16 protein-coding genes are annotated in these 17,759 nt (G+C 29.7%); all 16 read left to right on the forward strand.

The features are described 5' to 3' along the window. Nucleotides 1-6 precede the first annotated feature (6 nt). The 16 genes from FUA24_RS17645 (at nucleotide 7) to FUA24_RS26135 (ending at nucleotide 17,622) form a co-directional block, all read left to right on the forward strand. Nucleotides 7-2,478 carry a GumC family protein gene (locus tag FUA24_RS17645; RefSeq protein ID WP_148544392.1) on the forward strand — a complete coding sequence of 824 codons (2,472 nt, stop codon included), beginning with the start codon at nucleotides 7-9 and terminating at the stop codon, nucleotides 2,476-2,478. A gap of 24 nt (nucleotides 2,479-2,502) precedes the next feature. After that, a complete protein-coding gene (locus tag FUA24_RS17650) occupies nucleotides 2,503-3,372 on the forward strand; it encodes an ABC transporter permease (RefSeq protein WP_148544393.1) in 870 nt (289 codons plus the stop codon). Nucleotides 3,373-3,374: 2 nt separating this feature from the next. Next, nucleotides 3,375-4,649 (forward strand): ABC transporter ATP-binding protein, encoded by a 1,275-nt coding sequence (locus FUA24_RS17655; protein WP_148544394.1) that lies wholly within the window; start codon nucleotides 3,375-3,377, stop codon nucleotides 4,647-4,649. A 95-nt stretch (nucleotides 4,650-4,744) separates the two neighbouring features. Further along, a complete protein-coding gene (locus tag FUA24_RS17660; RefSeq protein WP_187388320.1) occupies nucleotides 4,745-5,515 on the forward strand; it encodes a GT-D fold domain-containing glycosyltransferase in 771 nt (256 codons plus the stop codon). Between the two features lie 2 nt (nucleotides 5,516-5,517). Further along, nucleotides 5,518-6,435 carry a glycosyltransferase family 2 protein gene (locus tag FUA24_RS17665; RefSeq protein WP_148544396.1) on the forward strand — a complete coding sequence of 306 codons (918 nt, stop codon included), beginning with the start codon at nucleotides 5,518-5,520 and terminating at the stop codon, nucleotides 6,433-6,435. Nucleotides 6,436-6,578: 143 nt separating this feature from the next. Then, nucleotides 6,579-7,400, forward strand: coding sequence for an FkbM family methyltransferase (locus FUA24_RS17670; RefSeq protein WP_148544397.1), 822 nt, complete (start codon nucleotides 6,579-6,581; stop codon nucleotides 7,398-7,400). Next, nucleotides 7,400-8,428: a glycosyltransferase family 2 protein gene (locus tag FUA24_RS17675; RefSeq protein WP_148544398.1), complete on the forward strand. Its 1,029-nt coding sequence runs from the start codon at nucleotides 7,400-7,402 to the stop codon at nucleotides 8,426-8,428. The genes FUA24_RS17670 and FUA24_RS17675 overlap by 1 nt, the downstream gene beginning before the upstream one ends. Before the next feature lie 77 nt (nucleotides 8,429-8,505). Beyond that, nucleotides 8,506-9,750, forward strand: coding sequence for a glycosyltransferase (locus tag FUA24_RS17680; RefSeq protein ID WP_148544399.1), 1,245 nt, complete (start codon nucleotides 8,506-8,508; stop codon nucleotides 9,748-9,750). After that, on the forward strand, nucleotides 9,743-10,579 hold the full coding sequence (locus FUA24_RS17685; protein ID WP_148544400.1) for a glycosyltransferase family A protein: 837 nt from the start codon (nucleotides 9,743-9,745) through the stop codon (nucleotides 10,577-10,579). The genes FUA24_RS17680 and FUA24_RS17685 overlap by 8 nt, the downstream gene beginning before the upstream one ends. After that, complete coding sequence (locus tag FUA24_RS17690; protein WP_148544401.1) at nucleotides 10,576-11,514, forward strand: glycosyltransferase family 2 protein; 939 nt, start codon at nucleotides 10,576-10,578, stop codon at nucleotides 11,512-11,514. The genes FUA24_RS17685 and FUA24_RS17690 overlap by 4 nt, the downstream gene beginning before the upstream one ends. 43 nt (nucleotides 11,515-11,557) lie before the next feature. Further along, the gene (locus FUA24_RS17695) at nucleotides 11,558-12,106 is read left to right on the forward strand and encodes an acyltransferase (RefSeq protein ID WP_148544402.1); all 549 of its coding nucleotides are present in this window, start codon (nucleotides 11,558-11,560) and stop codon (nucleotides 12,104-12,106) included. A 183-nt stretch (nucleotides 12,107-12,289) separates the two neighbouring features. Further along, nucleotides 12,290-13,381, forward strand: coding sequence for a non-hydrolyzing UDP-N-acetylglucosamine 2-epimerase (wecB, locus tag FUA24_RS17700; RefSeq protein ID WP_148544403.1), 1,092 nt, complete (start codon nucleotides 12,290-12,292; stop codon nucleotides 13,379-13,381). Nucleotides 13,382-13,412: 31 nt separating this feature from the next. Then, nucleotides 13,413-14,642, forward strand: a complete 1,230-nt coding sequence (locus FUA24_RS17705; RefSeq protein WP_187388322.1) for a glycosyltransferase family protein — start codon at nucleotides 13,413-13,415, stop codon at nucleotides 14,640-14,642. Nucleotides 14,643-14,655: 13 nt separating this feature from the next. Next, on the forward strand, nucleotides 14,656-15,669 hold the full coding sequence (locus FUA24_RS17710; protein ID WP_148544405.1) for a glycosyltransferase family 2 protein: 1,014 nt from the start codon (nucleotides 14,656-14,658) through the stop codon (nucleotides 15,667-15,669). Continuing rightward, the gene (locus tag FUA24_RS17715) at nucleotides 15,666-16,553 is read left to right on the forward strand and encodes a glycosyltransferase family 2 protein (protein ID WP_148544406.1); all 888 of its coding nucleotides are present in this window, start codon (nucleotides 15,666-15,668) and stop codon (nucleotides 16,551-16,553) included. Before FUA24_RS17710 ends, FUA24_RS17715 begins: the two co-directional genes overlap by 4 nt. 19 nt (nucleotides 16,554-16,572) lie before the next feature. Further along, nucleotides 16,573-17,622, forward strand: a complete 1,050-nt coding sequence (locus FUA24_RS26135) for an acyltransferase family protein (protein ID WP_148544407.1) — start codon at nucleotides 16,573-16,575, stop codon at nucleotides 17,620-17,622. Nucleotides 17,623-17,759 lie beyond the last annotated feature (137 nt).

The raw sequence follows: 17,759 nt of genomic DNA on the forward strand, positions 1-17,759 counted from the left end.
CTTACTATGGATGATGAATTTGATATATTAGAGTCTACTTCTTCCTCTTCATCTACGGCCGCTTTCGATATTAAAAAATTTTTATTTAAAGCCTTAAGCTATTGGAAGTGGTTTTTAATTCTTTTGGCCATAGGTTGTTATTATGTACATTATAAAAACGTAAGAGAGGAGTTCTCATATAGACTAGGTACTAAGATATCTATTGAAGATGATAGTAACCCGTTATTTACTTCAAACGCTAGTTTAACATTTAATTGGGGAGGTGTAACGGCCAAGGTGCAAACCATGATTGTGACCCTAAAATCTAGATCTCATCATGAGAAGGTAGTAGAACGTTTAGGTTTATATAAAAGTTATTTAGTTCAAGGCGAATTTAGAAAACAAGATATCTATAATGCTTCACCATTTAGATTTATTCATGATTTCAACAAACCGCAGCTTATCAATACACCTATTAAGATAACATGTATAGATGCAAATACTTATAGTGTTGAGGTAGAATTTATGGGAGAACGTGCTTCAGTCCAAAACTACCTAACAAAAGGCATTAGTAGTGTGGGGGTCTCAATGGGTATGTTTAATAAAACTTATGCTTTTGGAGAACAGGTAGATTTGCCATTTTTAAGTGGTAAGATCGTGTTAAATGAGGCAAGGGGATTTAATCCAGGAGACGAGTACTATTTGCAGTTTAGCAGTTTTGATAGTGTTGTAGCAAGTTATAGAGCAAGAACCAGTGTTTCTAATTCTAAAGGAACTCCTATATTAGATATATTCTTAATTGATAAGAATAAACAAAAGATAGTAGACTATCTAAATATGATCGTAACCGTTCTTAAAGAAGATCAATTGGATAGAAAGAATTTGTATGCTACAAAAGCATTGGCATTTATAGATGAGCAAATATCTAGAGTTAAAGGGGAGTTATCTGAAAATGCTAAAGATTTAAATGACTTTAGACGAAAGAATAAAGTTTATAACCTTGATAGTGAAAATGAAGTTTTAAGTGAAAAGCTTTTAAAGTTTGAAGATGAAAAACAGGCTGTTAAACAGCAATTAAATTATTATAATAACCTTGAACAATATTTGCAGTCGAGTGATTCGTTTACAGATATCCCTGCTCCTTCTGTTGCTGGTATTTCCGATGGAAATATTGTTGGGAATGTATCTCGAATTAATGAGTTATCGGTAGAAAAATCTAAGCTTCAATACTCGGTTAGGAGTAATGCCTCTGTTTTTGATGATTTGGATAGGCAAATAGAAGGTTTAAAAAATGTACTTTTAGAAAACATTAGTTCAGCAAAAAATATTCTGAATAAGAATTTAGAATATGTTAATAGAAATATTCAAAGTGTAAATAATCAATTTACTACTTTGCCCGAAGAACAGCAAAGATTAATCACAATACAAAGGCAGTATACTTTAAGTGAACAAACTTATAATGTGTTTTTAGCAAAAAGAGGTGAGGCTGAGATTATAAAGGCCTCCAATGTTTCTGATATTGTAGTTGTAGATTCGGCAAAGAATACAGGAGCTCAGGTAATTAGTAGAAACCTAAATATTAGGTATGTTTTTGTGGTTTTTGTTGCATTTTTAATTCCTGTATTGTTGGCGTTTTTTGTGACGATACTAGATAGAAAGATAAATTCTCCCTTAGACATAGAAAAACTAACAAATATTCCCTTAATAGGTGTCATTGGAAAAAATACACTGGATAACAATTTGGTGGTGCATAGAACACCTAAATCTACGGTTTCAGAATCGTTTAGAGCTATTCGTTCTGGATTACAATTTTTCTATAAACAAAAAGATGTAGGAGGATCAAAAACGGTTTTAGTAACATCATCGGTAAGCGGTGAGGGAAAAACATTTTGCTCTATTAATGTGGCAACGGTTTTTGCTTTAAGTGGTAAAAAAACAATACTACTTGGTTTAGATTTGAGAAAACCCAAAATATTTGGAGATTTTAATATCAAAAACGAAGTCGGTATAGTAAATTATCTAATAGGTCAGAAATCTTTAGAAGAGGTTTTAGTAGATACAGAAGTAGAAAACTTAGATGTTATTCTTTCCGGACCAATTCCTCCAAACCCTTCAGAACTTTTAATAGGAGAAAAATTAAGAGACCTTATAAATAACTTGAGAACCCAGTATGAATACATAATTTTAGATACACCGCCATTAGGTCTTGTTTCTGATGCTTTAGAACTTATAGATTTTGCCGATGTATCATTATATGTCGTAAGGCAAGGGTACACTAAAAAGGAGATGCTCAATGTTATTAATGAAAAGTATAAAACTAAGCAGGTTAGTAATGTGAGTATTGTATACAATGGGTATGACCATAAAACTGGTTATGGCTATGGTTACGGTTATGGCTATGGGTATGGAAACTATGCTAATGGATATCTTGAAAATACATCTAAGAAATCAGGTGTGCTGCAAAGACTGAAATCAGTTTTTTCTAAGGGTAAAATGTAAATTTAAAATTTAAGTTTAGAATAGTTGTTAAGGAAAAGAACACCCAGCGAATGGCTTTATATCATTTCATCTGATAATAGGGCGTTAAATCTCAACTTTAAAGAGATTTGGAGGTACAAAGACTTGCTTTTTTTGTTTGTGAAACGAGATATTATAACGGTTTACAAGCAAACACTTCTGGGGCCAATTTGGTATATTATTCAACCCCTATTTACATCAATTATTTTTACTCTTATTTTTAATAACCTTGGGCAGGTAGATACAAAAGAAATCCCTCCTTTTCTATTTAATCTTGCAGGTATTACTGCTTGGAATTATTTTAAAGAATGTTTAACAGGTACTTCGGGTACCTTTACTAAAAATCAAAACATTTTTGGTAAAGTATACTTTCCAAGAGCCATAGTACCTTTATCAGTAACTATTTCTAATTTACTTAAGTTTGGAATACAGATGGGAATTTTTATTGGGTTCTATATGTTTTACGTTTTTCAAGGAAAACCTTTAAGTTTGAGTAAAAGTATTTTTCTCTTCCCTATATATGTTTCAATGATGGCGTTGTTAGGTCTAGGTTTTGGAATGATTATTTCTTCAATGACAACTAAGTATAGGGATTTAACAGTTGTGGTAGGTTTTGGTGTACAGCTGTTAATGTATATTTCGGCTGTGCCTTATCCTGTTTCTGAGGCTCGGTTAAAATTTCCTGATTGGGTGGTACCCTTTGTGGAGTATAACCCAATGACTCAGATAATTGAAGGATTTAGAATAATGTTTTTAAATACAGGTAGTATTAATTGGATTGGTTTTAATTATACTCTATTAATTAGTATAGTTACATTTTTATTCGGTTTAGCGGTTTTTAACAGAACTGAAAAAAGTTTTATAGATACGGTTTAGTAATGGCAGAAATTATATTAAAGGCGGAAAACATATCTAAACAATATAGACTAGGAGTAGTTGGTACTGGTACAATCAGTCATGATTTAAATAGATGGTGGAATAGAATTAGAGGGAAAGAAGATCCTTATTTGAAAATAGGAGAGACCAATGATCGAAGTTCTAAAGGAAAGTCAGATTACGTTTGGGCTTTAAAGGATATAAGTTTTGAAGTTAAAAGAGGAGAGGTTTTAGGTATTATTGGAAAAAATGGAGCAGGTAAATCTACATTATTAAAGATACTTTCAAGAGTTACAAGTCCAACCAAAGGAGAAATAAAAACTAAAGGACGCATAGCTTCATTACTAGAAGTAGGTACAGGGTTTCATCCGGAAATGACTGGTCGTGAAAATATATATTTAAATGGTGCAATTTTAGGAATGACAAAAGCAGAAATCAGCTCTAAAATCAAGGATATAATAACCTTTTCAGGCTGTGAACTTTATATTGATACTCCGGTAAAAAGATATTCCTCTGGTATGACTGTAAGATTGGCCTTTTCTGTAGCCGCACATTTAGAACCTGATATTTTAGTTGTAGATGAAGTTTTAGCTGTAGGAGATGCCGAATTTCAAAAAAAAGCTATTGGGAAAATGCAGGATATTAGTGAGGGGGAAGGACGAACTGTTTTGTTTGTTAGCCATAATATGGCCACAGTTAAAAAGTTGTGTTCAAATTCTATTGTATTGCATAATGGAACTATTGCATATAGGGGAACTACAGAAGAAGCTGTAGAATTTTATTTTAGCAAAAGTTTAAACCTTTCATTTGAGAATCCTAAAAGCAGACAAGATTATCCCAATACTACAGGGCCAAAAATCGCCAGATGCGCGTTACATGATGTTAATGGAAAAGTACAAAGTATTTTTAAAGCAGGAGAATCGGTTAAACTGTGTTTATCCATTATTCCAGATAGCAGTGAAATTAGAGATTATTCGGTAGTTTGGTTTATTAAAGACAAATTTGATGAAGATCAAGCAATATGTTCAAGTGGTAAAATGAATAATGTTTATTATTCGAATAAGACAGATTCTATTGAATGTATAATTGACACGAAAGCTTTAATTCCAGGTGAATATACCTTTCGATTTGTATTGCATGTTCCGGGAGATGATAATTTTGATAATTGGAACAAAGCTATTAGTTTTAAAATTTCGGAACACGACATTCTTTCTACAGGATTTGAATATACATCGATTTGGTCACCAAAAACTTTCTTGAGTTCCAAATGGTCTTAATTAAAAAACAAATAAAAAGATTTTTAAGTCTTTTGGGGTTATATAGAACTAAAAGCAAATGGCCTAAGATAACAGATAAAATGCACAAGTATTTCTTGAAAAGTGTAAAAATAAAAACTTCTTTAGAGACACTTAATGATATAAAGAGAACCATAAGGGAAGAAAAGAGAGGTGCATATTTAAGATTTGGAGATGGAGATATATATTTAATGAGAGGATTAGATGATATACTTCATAAGGCTAACCCCAAAATTGCAAAGGAAATGAAACAGGCCTTTAGCTTAAATATAGGGGAATTACATAAAGCCCTAGCCATTCATTCAAAACTATTTGGATTTGAAAAGGGAATGCAAGAAGATATGCACTTGATTAGTGACCAAAATGCTCTTAATTACTTGGCAGTAACTCATAAATATTTCAATCTTGAAACAATTTATACTCCAGTAGCTTTACATTATTTATCAACGTTCGATCAAGATAATTGTATGGAGTTTTTGAGATTTTTAAAAACATATAACCCAATTTTTGTAGGAAATGAGAAAGTAAAAATTGAAATAGTTAAAAAACTATTTGGAGAAATACATGTAAAAACACCTGTTTCAAATTCTTATGATGAAATTGATAGAATTGAAAATGATTTAATTGAGCTTTTAAACATGAAGAAAAATAATTTTCAGGTTGTTGTGGTGGCCATGGGGTGCCCTGGAAGAATACTTCAAAAAAGAATTTTGAAAAAAGGATTTAATGTTTATCTATTCGATTTTGGTAGCTTATTAGATGCGTTAAATGGTGAGAATTCTCGATTATGGATAGATATTGCTGATATGAGAAGTTTACAGAAAATTTTAACTAGCCTAAAATATTAATTATGAAAGTAGTAGCTGTAATTGTTACTTATAATGGTATAAAATGGTTAAATGGATGTTTGCAGTGTATAACTGAACAATGTGATGTTGTTATTGTTGACAATAACTCAAAAGATGAAACATTAAGTTTTGTTAAAGAAAATTACCCTATGGTAAAACTTTTTGCTCAGAAGAATAATTTAGGTTTTGGACAAGCTAATAATGTTGGAATAAATTATGCCTTAGAAATTGGAGCTGATGCTGTTTTTTTACTTAATCAAGATGTTTATACTCAAGTAGATTGTATAAAAAAAATGGTTTTAGCGTATAAAAACAATTTGAATTTCGGTATTATTTCTCCAATTCATTTTAATGGAAGAGGTGATGCCTTAGATTATAGTTTTCAAAAAGTTACACATATGTCTCCGCTTATTTCAGATTTAGTCACAAAGAAATTTTCGAAAAACATATATGATGTAAGGTTTATTAATGCAGCAGCATGGTTCATTCCTAAAAAGGTATTTTCTATTGTAGGAGGTTTTGATCCACTTTTTTTTATGTATGGAGAAGATGATAATTATTGTCAACGAGTTCAATACCATGGGTTTAAAATAGGTATAATTCCAAGTGCCCTAATTTATCATGATAGTGAAAATAACAATTATGCAGAAGGAAAACCCGGTTCCGAGAAATATTATCAACAATTTTTGAATAAAATTTATGTAAAATATGCTAATGTTAATTCTGAGGACTATAAAAAACTCAGATATTTTAAATTTTATTTATTACGTAAGGCAATTTTAAGTTTATTAATTTTTAAAATTAGTAGGTATAGATTATTTATCAATAAATTCAAAAGATTAAAAACCAAAGAAGTAATAAATAGCGTTGTATCAAATAGAATTTCGGATTCAAATTATTTAAGTTTCAAAAAGAAATGATTTTGATGTTACAAGGTAATACTGGTCTTTAATGAATATAAATTTAGTTGAATAGCTGTAAGTCCTTTTATGCAGATTTACAAGTGTTAAAATACTAAAATTCGGGCCGTATAATACATATGGATTTTCAATAAAAAATAGAAATGAGTAACCTTAAAAAACTGAGAAAGATTTACAGATTTTTTTTTCCAGATAATAGACCTCCTGAAGAAAAATTTAAAGGATTTCTAGAGAAGAATTCTGAAATAGCTACTTTCAATTATGAAAATAACATTTATGATATAATTACAAAACATGGAATTAAGCTAAAAGTACGAGATCATCTTCATAGCGATTATAGTGTTTTTAGACAGATTTTTAATTTCGAAGAGTTTGGAATAGTATCTACGCTAATAAACCTCAATTTTAGTAATTCCGAAAGACTAATAGTTATTGATTCAGGGGCCAATGTCGGTTATACTACATTATATCTTAACAAGCATATAAATTCAAAAAAAATGTACACTTATGCTGTGGAACCTTCGCCAGAAAACGTTAACATTTTTAGGACTAATGTGTTTGAACTAAATAACCTTACAAATGTTAAGATTTATAGTAAAGCATTAAGTCATAAAAAAGGTGTTAATTATAATATATCTAATGGTTTCAGAGATGGTAAAGATTGGTCCATAGAAACAATAGAGAACTCCAAAGGAGAAATTGAAGGAATAACTATAGATGAAATTATACAGGAAAATCATATAGAGGTTATATCCCTATTGAAAATTGATATTGAAGGAGCTGAACGCTTTATATTTAATAAAGAAAATGATACCTCTTTTTTAAACAAAACAAAAATATTGGCCATAGAAATACATGATGAGTATGATATTCGGGAATCAATTTATGATATTTTAAAATCCTATGGATTCTTTCTTTTAGAATCCGGCGAATTAACAATTGGTTTAAACAAAGCGTATATATAATGGAAAAAAAACCTATGGTCTCTGTTGTTATGCCTGTTTACAATTGCGAAATGTACATTGAAGCATCTGTTAATAGTATTTTAAACCAAACATTTACGGATTTTGAATTATTAATTATAGATGATTGTTCTACTGATAAAACTAAGGACATTATAAAGGGGTTTGATGATAAACGTATTATATTTATTGAAAAACCAAAGAATACTGGGTATACCAATAGCTTAAACTATGCATTACAATTAGTGAATGGCAAGTATATTGCTAGAATGGATGGAGACGATGTTAGTTTATTAAATAGGTTTAAAGCACAAGTAGATTTTTTAGAAAATAACGAAGATGTTGTTGCCTGTGGAACCATTTTTAAGTATCTCAATACGGAGACTACTATTGGTTTGCCGGAATATGATGGGGATATTAAGCTGGCAATGCTTAGTGGGAACTCTATGGCACACCCCTCTGTAATGATGAGAAGTTCAGTTATTAGAGAACATAAGATACAATACAATAAAGAAAGAGAGCCAGCAGAAGATTATGATTTATGGGTTGAGTTAATGACATTTGGGAAACTTCATAATTTACAGAAGGTATATTTAGAATATAGAAAACATACTTCTCAGGTGTCGGCTGTTAGGAGAATGCAACAAAATGAAAGCGCAATAAAAACACGTATTAAATTAATTAAATATGTTTATAAAGATCTGCCTCTATATCATGAAGAAAATTTAGTTGAGATTTATAGGCAAGAGCAAAGAAGTTTCTCGGATGTGAAACAATATTTAGATTTTAAAAATGAATTTCTCATTAGGAACAATGGTTTTTTCAAAAAAGAAGGAGTATCAATTTATTTTAGTAATGTCGAAAAAAAACTCTTAAAAAACTATCTCTTAAAAAGAAATAGTTTTTCCTTTAGAGCTCTTTTTGAATATCTAAAATTAAGAAGTATGCTTTCTTATAAAAGTACCTTTACAGAAAGTCTTAAACTCATCTTAAAGTCGTTTATGCTATTTAAGTATAGAGTCTGTTTTTAACTGAATGAAAATAAGTGTAGATTAAGCAATAAATTTGTATTTATTAAAAGAATGGTAATATTTAACTTAGCAATTAAGTGAAAAACATTATTTTCAAAATACAAGAATATCCTCGTTTTTCAGAAACTTTTATAACTACTCAAGTAGTTACAGCAATTAGTTTGGGATTTCATGTTCAAATATTGGTGAAAAATCTTTTACCTGTTAAGAAAAGCAGGCAAGAAAGTATAATCGAAAAATATGGTCTTTGTGAGAAAATTATCACGGAAGACTATAGGATTCCAAAGAATAAAGTTTTTAGATTATTAAAATGGGTCTATTTACTGTTCATTAATGTTTTTAATCTGTTAAAAATTTTAGAATACCACAGAATTCAGAATGAGTTTAGTTTAACGTGGTTGTACCAGTTTTGTTTTTTCTCAAAATTGAAGGATACAGAAATTTTTCATATTCAATATGGAACTAACAAACATCCTTTAGATATATTAAAAAGAATAGGTGTTTTAAAAGGAAAAATTATGGTCTCCTTTCATGGACATGATGCTTTTTTCCCAATTAACGGGTATATTGAGAATCATAATTATTACAAAGATTTATTCAATGTAGCAAATACTGTTATTGCGAACACACCTTATTTAGCAAAACAAATTGAAGCTATTGGTTGTAATTCTAAAAAAATAAAGACTATTCCTATAAGTGTAAATACAGATTTCTTTTATTCCAAGCAAAGAGAAAAGAAGGTAAATAAAACATTTAAAATAATTTCTGTAGGTAGATTAGCCGAAGTTAAAGGTCATATTTATGCCCTTAAAGCTATTTTAAGACTTAATGAAATGGGGTGTAATGTTTTTTTAACTATTGTTGGAGAAGGAGAAGAACGCAAAGCGCTGTTAAAATTTGTCAAAGATAACAATATTGAACACCTCGTGGAGTTAGTCGGAATAAAATCTCAGTCTGAAATTAGACAGTTGTTTTGGGAAAATAATTTATTTCTGTTTCCTTCAATTTCTTTAGAAGGAGGTAGAGCGGAAACACAAGGTTTAGCAACTATTGAAGCTCAGGCTTGTGGTTTACCAGTAGTTGCTTTTAATACGGGAGGGATACCATACACAATTAAAGAAAATACTACTGGTTATCTTTGTGAAGAATTTGATTATAATGGTATGGCAGATAAGATTAAGTATCTCATTAATACTCCTGATGTTTTATACAAAATGAGTGTTAATGCATCTAGGTTTATTAAGGAGTGTTACGCCAAAAAAGAAATAGATGAAACATGGAATATACTTTATAACCAAACTTATAGTATAGCTAATGAATAAAGAACCTTTATTGTCAATAATTGTGCCTTGCTATAATGATGTTGAATATATTGAGCAAGCTATAGACTCTGTCATTAATCAAACTTATAGCAACAAGGAAATTATTATTGTAGATGATGGTTCTAATGCAGAAACGAAGTTAGTCTTAAAAAAATTAGAGTCTAAAATAAATCAACTAATTACCCAGGAGAACAAAGGGCAAAGTACAGCAAGAAATATTGGTATAGAAGAAGCTAAGGGAGTATATATTTTGGTACTTGATAGCGATGATTATTTTGAACCCACTTTTTGCGAAAAAGCAGTGAATACATTTTTAGATTATAGTCGTGTAAAATTAGTGACCTGTTACTCTAATTTAATTTATGAAAATAAAAGAAAAGGTGTATTCAAACCATCTGGAGGAACTTTAAAAGATGTTTTAAAAAAAAATGTAGCTATGGGAAGCGCTATGTTTAAGAAAAGTGATTGGAGTTATGTTGAAGGGTATGATGAAATGATGAGACGTGGTTTTGAAGACTGGGAGTTCTACATAAGATTATTAGCAAGAGGCGGGGAAGCTTTTGTTCTAAAAGAATCTTTGTTTAATTATAGAAAAAGGCAAAATTCTACAACATCAAAAGCTAACAGGAATAAATATGACTTACTAACTTATATATACATAAAACATAAAGAACTATATATAGAACATTTTGAAGGTTTTGTAAAGCATCTTTTATCCAGAATAGAAAGAGAAGAACATGAAAAAACAAAAAACACTCTTAGGTTGGAGTATAGAATAGGTTATACCATATTAAAGCCTTTGAGATGGGTAAAAAAACTTTTAAAATGAAAGTAAAGCCAGTAGTATCCATAATAATGGCTACTTATAATAGAGAGCACTTTATATTAGAGTCATTAAATTCAATTCAAAATCAAACGTTTAATGATTGGGAGTGCATAATTATTGACGATGGAGGATCAGATAACACAGAAGAAGTACTCGTTCCTTTATTAAATGATGATTCAAGGTTTACCTATTTAAAAAGAACAGATAAGTATTTAAAAGGTTTACCAGGGTGTAGAAATTATGGTTTGGATTTGGCACAAGGAAACTTTATAATTTTTTTTGATGATGATGACATTGTACATCCCCAAAATTTAGAGATTTGTGTTTCAGAACTCTCAAATAGCAATATGGCTTTTTGCAGGTATAAGCGTTCCGTTTTTTTTGAAGAATTTAATTATGATTTTGATTTATCTAAGGAATATGAAACCTTTTACATAAAAAAAAATGATGTGGGTAAATTAATTACTAATGAGTTGCCTTTTAATTCTTGTGCAGTAATGTGGAGAAAGAATTGTTTCGAAAATAACAGATTTGTGGAAACATTAATGTATGCCGAAGAATGGGAATTGTATTCAAGGATTTTAAGTCAAGGATTTGAAGGTGTTTCAATAAGTAAAACATTGTTTTATGGGCGTAAACATCAAAAATCAAATACTGGAGAGTTTTACCAAGGGAATACAGTTAGGGTTAATTCCAAAATAGAGGCTAGCAAATTAATAATTAGTAATTTGAACACTATGTTAATGTTATCTCCCTCATTGCAGAAATATTTTGTTTGGAAGTCATTTTCAATGAAAAATAGGAATTTATTGAACCACCTAATTAGCCAATCGCAGTTAAAAAGTAAAGATAAGTTAAAACTAAGTTTATTGTACAATTTGGGACCATTCGTTAAAATGTATTTACGTTTAAAAAAGAAGTACAGCAATGAACATTAAAGGACTAGTTTTAAGGTTTATTAAATACCTTCCCATAAATTCATTGAAGATATATCTTTTAAAAAGGTTATTTAGTTATGAAATAGGAAGTAATGTAAAAATTGGTAGGGCAATTATTAATTGCAAAGATGTTTCGATTGGAGATAATGTATCAATAGGAAACAGGAATACATTTTCATGTAAAAGTCTAAAAATAGGAGCTAACACTAAAATTTTTTCTGGGAATCTTTTTTTAGGAAACGGAGAGTTTTCCATTGGAGAAAATTCAAGAATAATTAATAATCATTTTTTTGATTTATATAATAATATAGCTTTGGGTAATAATACCTGGGTAGCTGGTAGAGATTCTCAGTTTTGGACACATGGATCAATTCATACCAAAACTGCAACAAAAGACTTGTCCATCAAAATTGAAAACAATGTTTATATTGGTTCGGCTTCTAGATTTGCACCAGGAACAAAGTTGTCTTCTACTAACTTGGTAGGTTTGGGAAGCATAGTTTCTGGCAATTTTAATACCACCAATACTATAATAATGGGTAATCCAGCTAAGATAGTGAAACAAGATATAGATTGGCGTCAGAATTGGTAAAAATAAATTGGTATTGTCACCTAATGAAACTTATTTTTTACTTAAGCAATGATTCTAAAATTTTAAATTAACATTATAATTGTTTTAAAAATGATTTAATTGCATTTTTGGGATAATAAAAAATAAAATGCTTGTAAGTAATACGTTTTTATTGGATGTATTAATTCAAGCAACACCTAGTATATGAATATTGATATTATTGCGGGAGCTCGTCCAAATTTTATAAAAATAGCACCTATTATTGATGCTATAAAGAGTAAAAAGGCTGATGGGTATGAAATTAACTATAGGCTGATTCATACTGGCCAACACTACGATAAAAACATGAGTCTTCAATTTTTTGAAGAGTTAAATATTCCTAAACCTGATCTAAATTTTGAAGTTGGTAGCGGGTCTCAAGCAAGCCAAACAGCTGCAATAATGATAAGTTATGAGAATCTATTAAAAACAGAAAAACCAGATTTATGTCTTGTAGTAGGTGATGTAAACTCAACAATGGCTTGTGCTATTGTGGCAAAAAAAGCTCAAGTTAAGGTTATACATGTTGAAGCAGGAATACGATCTGGAGATTTGGCCATGCCCGAAGAAATTAATAGAATTGTAACAGATAGTCTTACAGACTATTATTTTACAACAACTAAAACAGCTTCAGAAAATTTGATTAAAGAGGGTATTAACGAATCTAATATTTATTTTGTTGGAAATGTTATGATTGATACACTTAATAAATTCATGTCAAGCTTTAAACCTCCCAAGGTTTGGGCAGATTTAAATTTACAAGAAAAAAGTTATGTATTACTTACAATGCATAGGCCTTCTAATGTAGATGCAGAAAATAGTTTAAAAGCAATAATAGATACTGTTTGTGAAAATTCAAATGGATTACCCGTTGTATTTCCTGTTCACCCAAGAACACTTAAAACTCTAAATCAACTTAATATTAATTATGACAGGCTCTATACAATACCTCCCTTAGGGTATTTAGAGTTTAATTACCTTACTAAATACGCCAAAGTTGTAATTACAGATTCTGGTGGTATCACCGAGGAAACAACAGTCATGGGAGTACCTTGCATAACTGTTAGAAATAGTACCGAAAGGCCTGAAACGGTAACAATTGGAACAAATGAACTAGTAGGAACCAAATCGGAGCGTATTAAATTGTACTTAAATAAATTGTTTAATGAGGGATGGAAAGAAGGAAAGATACCTGAAAAATGGGATGGTAAAAGTGCTAAGCGCATCGTTGATATTTTGATTAGCAACATGAGTTAATATTATGTTTAAAAAACAAAAACATATATTAGTGATAGTTGAATCTATTGATGTTAATGATAGTAGCGCATCAAAGGGAAGAGTTGCATTAATAAGAAGCCTCTCTAAGCTTGGTATTAGACTAACTGTACTCCATTATACAAGAAAAGATATTCATCTAAAGGATATTGAGTGCATAGCAATTCCTGAAATACGTAACAGCTTTTTATTTGTGCTAAGCCGGATTCAAAGATTAATACAAAGATATCTTAAGGTTAATTTGGCAAAACGACTAGAGCCATTGTTCGGCTTCTCTTTTACTTATTTTAATGATGTAAATAGTATTATATCGGCGATAAAAAATATTAACTTTTCTGAGGTAGACCATGTTTTAACTTTAAGTAAAGCAGCTAGTTATAGACCTCATTACGCCATAAACAAAATAACAGCATTACATGATAAGTGGTTAGCATACATACATGATCCATTTCCTTTTTCTTATTACCCGCAACCGTACAGATTTAAAGAGCCTGGGTATAAAATAAAAGAAGCCTTTTTTAAGGAAGTTACCACAAATGCCAAGTATACCATATTTCCAAGCTTGTTGCTAAAAGAATGGATGGGGCAATTTTTTGATAATTGTAATAGAAATGGTGTGATTATACCACATCAACAATTTGAATTGAATACAGAAAAAATTAAACTTCCTGATTTTTTAGATACTAATAGGTTTACCTTATTACATGCAGGAGGACTTTTAAATGCAAGAAATCCAGAAGGCTTGTTAAAGGGCTTATTGTTGTTTTTTCAAAAATATCCTGAATATAGAGATGATGTTCAATTAATTTTAATAGGTAATACAACGCGTTTTTCGAATATGTTAAGCGCTTTTCATGAAGAGATGCCAGAATTAATTGTTGTAGACAAAACTGTTCCCTTTAATGATGTTTATGCTATTCAAATGATGGTCTCTGTTAATATTATTCTTGAAACTAAGTCTGATATTAGCCCATTTTTACCAGGCAAGTTTCCGCATTGTGTTTCCGCTAATAAAAAGATAATGTCTTTATCTCCTTTTGAAAGTGAAGTTAGACGCTTATTAGGACCTGATTACCCCTATGTGGCTGAGATTGATGATGTAGCTAAGATTGCCAATATTATAGAAGAATTATATTTTTTATGGAAGAATAACCCGGATAATCTTTTATTAAATAGAGATGATTTGGATTATTACCTCTCAGAAAAGTATTTAAAAGAAGTAATTGATAATTTTAATGAATAACTAACAGTGTTTAATGAATAGATTAGCGGTAATATTACCTACTTATAATTCAGTTCATTTTCTTGGAGAATCTATTAGTGCTATTTTAGACCAATCTTTTAAAGAATTTGAATTATTTGTTATAGATGATTGTTCAACAGATAGCACAGAACAATTTGTTAAAAATATTGATGATAACAGAGTTAAATATATAAGAAATTCAAAAAACCTTGGTCTTGCAGCCACTTTAAATAAAGGGTTAAAGTTATTAGTAAATCAATATGAGTATATAGCCAGAATGGATGCAGACGATTGGTGTTACTCAAATAGATTTGAAAAACAAATTTCTTTTTTAGATTCCAACACCAATATTGCCCTATGCGGTACACAAGGGTATTGGTTAAAGGACTTAAATGTAATGAATAATCCATCTCCTTGGGTTTATCCTACTGATAGTTTAGAAATTAAATATAACCTATTGTTTTCGGCTTGTTTTGGGCATTCCTCGGTTGTATTTAGATCTTCTTTTTTGAGAGAAAATAAAATGTGGTATAGCGAGAGTATCGATACTTGTGAGGATTGGGATTTATGGACTAGAATAATCAAACTAGGAGAAGTAGTTAATTTGCCTGACTTTTTAATGAAGTATAGAATAGTAGAAAATAGTAATCACAGAGCGCAAGAGAATAGAGAGAAGCATTTAAGAGAAAGGTCTAAAGTTATTGCAAAGTATTGGCAAAGTTTTAATATTAGTATTAATTCAAATTTTATTTATGATACCTATTACAATTCAGCATCAATTTCAAAAAAAAAGCTAAAAGAAAATATTCTAACTCTTATTAAAATGTTTAATGTGTTAAATGTTCATGCTGCTAAAGAATTAAGTAAAGATGAGCTAAAGATTTTAGAATATAGATGTTTAAGAAGTATATTAAGAACTTGGGTTAATTCAGGAATAACTAAGAGTTCTTTAAGTGTTTGGTTATTAGTACTTAATAATGTTCATTTTTCTGATAAAATAAAAATTTTAAAAAGTATCATAAAATGATTGAGGCTTCTATTTTAATAGTCTCTAAAGACAGGAAATTAGAATTAGATAAAACGATTTCTATTCTAGAGACTCTTATTAATAAGGAAAAGAATGAGTTACTTGTGTTTTTAGATGGTTGTACAGATAACTCAATAGACCTTAAGGAAAAGTATCCGTGGGTTTTATGGCAGTTATCTAGTGAAAATGTTGGAGCTTCTAGAGCAAGAAATGAATTGTATAAACTAGCTTCTGGAGAGTTGTTAATTGGACTAGATGATGATGCACATCCTTTACAACAAAATTTTATTGAAAAGGTAAAAGACGTTTTTAAAAGAAACGGAAAAGTAGGAGTTATTGCATTTAAAGAAATAAGGGGTGTCTTTAAATCTGATATAGACGCTTTAAAAGAAGATATAGAACATCAAGAGTATTTATGTAGTGAGTTTGTTGGTTGTGGATTTGCCATAAGAAAAAATGTTTATGATTCAACAAAAGGTTTTCCTGTTTGGATGGATATTTATGGTGAAGAAACATGTGTTTCATTAGAAGTTATTAATAATGGCTATGATATTTTGTATACAAGTACCATTTCTGTTAATCATAGGGTAGATAGAGATATAAGAAAAAAACAAGGAAACAATTACTTTAGGTTTGGTAGGCAGTTAAGAAATTCTGGATTTTATTTTTTGGTTTACTATAGGTACCCTCTTAAGAGCATACTAAAGCTTTTTGCAAGGAACTTTATAAAGTATGCAGTTGTAGATTACAATTTTTTTAAAACCTATATAGCAACGGTATCTGTTTTTTTTATAAGATTTCCAAGGGTTTTATTATACCACAGACAACCAGTGACTAATAATACTCTAAGTAAGAAGCGGGCACTTCCTTTACCAGGAAAATAAATTAGAGTTTTTAGTAGATATGAAAAAGAAAAGAATTGAGGTTTTAGATGGTTTTAGAGCCATTGCCATCATAATGGTAATGCTATTTCATTTTTTTTCTAGATGGACAAACATATATCCATATGAAAATTCATATGATTATTTTTGGTTTGGTAGATTAGGTGTTCACTTTTTTTTTATCATTAGCGGGTTTGTTATTTTTTATTCCCTCAACAATACAACATCTTTTAAAATTTTTTGGAAAAATAGATTGATAAGGTTACTACCTTCTATGGTAATAGCTACGCTTATAACTTTTGTTTTTGTACTGCTCTTTGATGCCGAAAAGATATTTCCTCATGCACATTTGGTAAAAAATATTTTTGCAAGTATAACTTTCGTACAGCCCGAATTACTGTCAACACTGTTTAACAGAAAAATTGAATTTGACTATATAAACGGAAGTTATTGGAGTTTGTGGCATGAAGTTCAATTTTACTTTTTTATTAGTTTTATATATTTTATTTTCAAATCTAATTTTTTGAAAATATTTTTTTTAGCATCAGTTTCCTTTACATTTTTGGGAGCTTTTATTAACAGTTTAGGTACTTCCAGCATATATTTTTTTCTTAAACTAAAATCCGTCTTTGAATTGTTCAACTTAACTAAATCATTACCATTGTTTTGTTATGGTGTGTTTTATTACTTATTATATAAAGGCGAGTTCAAAAAATATATTTTGGTTTGTGTTTTGGCTATGTTTTTTCTACAATGCTATGTGTTTTGGTTCGATAGAATAAGAATTTTATCTATGGTAGTATGTCAAATATTATTTTTACTTCTAATATACAGACCTAAACTCCTAAATTTTTTTAAAAAACCAATACTTTTAAAAATAGGCGGTGCGTCGTATTTTTTATATTTAATTCATGAGGTAATTGGGGTTGTGTTAATTGCTAAATATGGTAATTTCTTTAGTAGCTCGCTGTTTTTCGTTCTTGTGTTAATTATTCTATTTGTTGGTTTAAGTATTTTATATACACAAAAGGTTGAAATTAAACTTGGAAAGTATTTGAAGAAAATAATATAATTTGTGGTTACTGAGTTTTGTAAAAAAGTGTGTTGTCTTAGTGTTTATTTAGAAAAATAGATTGCAAACAACTTTAGATTTCTTAATGAAATAATTATGAAAATGTCTAACATAAAAGTTCTCGTTAATAACAGATG

The organism is Seonamhaeicola marinus (assembly GCF_008085455.1).

Excerpts from the sequence above, each read along its gene's own strand:
- FUA24_RS17710 (WP_148544405.1), top strand. The coding sequence starts at position 14,656 with ATGAATAGATTAGCGGTAATATTACCTACTTATAATTCAGTTCATTTT.
- FUA24_RS17685 (WP_148544400.1), top strand. The coding sequence starts at position 9,743 with ATGAATAAAGAACCTTTATTGTCAATAATTGTGCCTTGCTATAATGAT.
- FUA24_RS17715 (WP_148544406.1), top strand. The coding sequence starts at position 15,666 with ATGATTGAGGCTTCTATTTTAATAGTCTCTAAAGACAGGAAATTAGAA.
- wecB (WP_148544403.1), top strand. The coding sequence starts at position 12,290 with ATGAATATTGATATTATTGCGGGAGCTCGTCCAAATTTTATAAAAATA.
- FUA24_RS17655 (WP_148544394.1), top strand. The coding sequence starts at position 3,375 with ATGGCAGAAATTATATTAAAGGCGGAAAACATATCTAAACAATATAGA.
- FUA24_RS17690 (WP_148544401.1), top strand. The coding sequence starts at position 10,576 with ATGAAAGTAAAGCCAGTAGTATCCATAATAATGGCTACTTATAATAGA.
- FUA24_RS17645 (WP_148544392.1), top strand. The coding sequence starts at position 7 with ATGGATGATGAATTTGATATATTAGAGTCTACTTCTTCCTCTTCATCT.
- FUA24_RS17665 (WP_148544396.1), top strand. The coding sequence starts at position 5,518 with ATGAAAGTAGTAGCTGTAATTGTTACTTATAATGGTATAAAATGGTTA.
- FUA24_RS17670 (WP_148544397.1), top strand. The coding sequence starts at position 6,579 with ATGAGTAACCTTAAAAAACTGAGAAAGATTTACAGATTTTTTTTTCCA.
- FUA24_RS26135 (WP_148544407.1), top strand. The coding sequence starts at position 16,573 with ATGAAAAAGAAAAGAATTGAGGTTTTAGATGGTTTTAGAGCCATTGCC.
- FUA24_RS17675 (WP_148544398.1), top strand. The coding sequence starts at position 7,400 with ATGGAAAAAAAACCTATGGTCTCTGTTGTTATGCCTGTTTACAATTGC.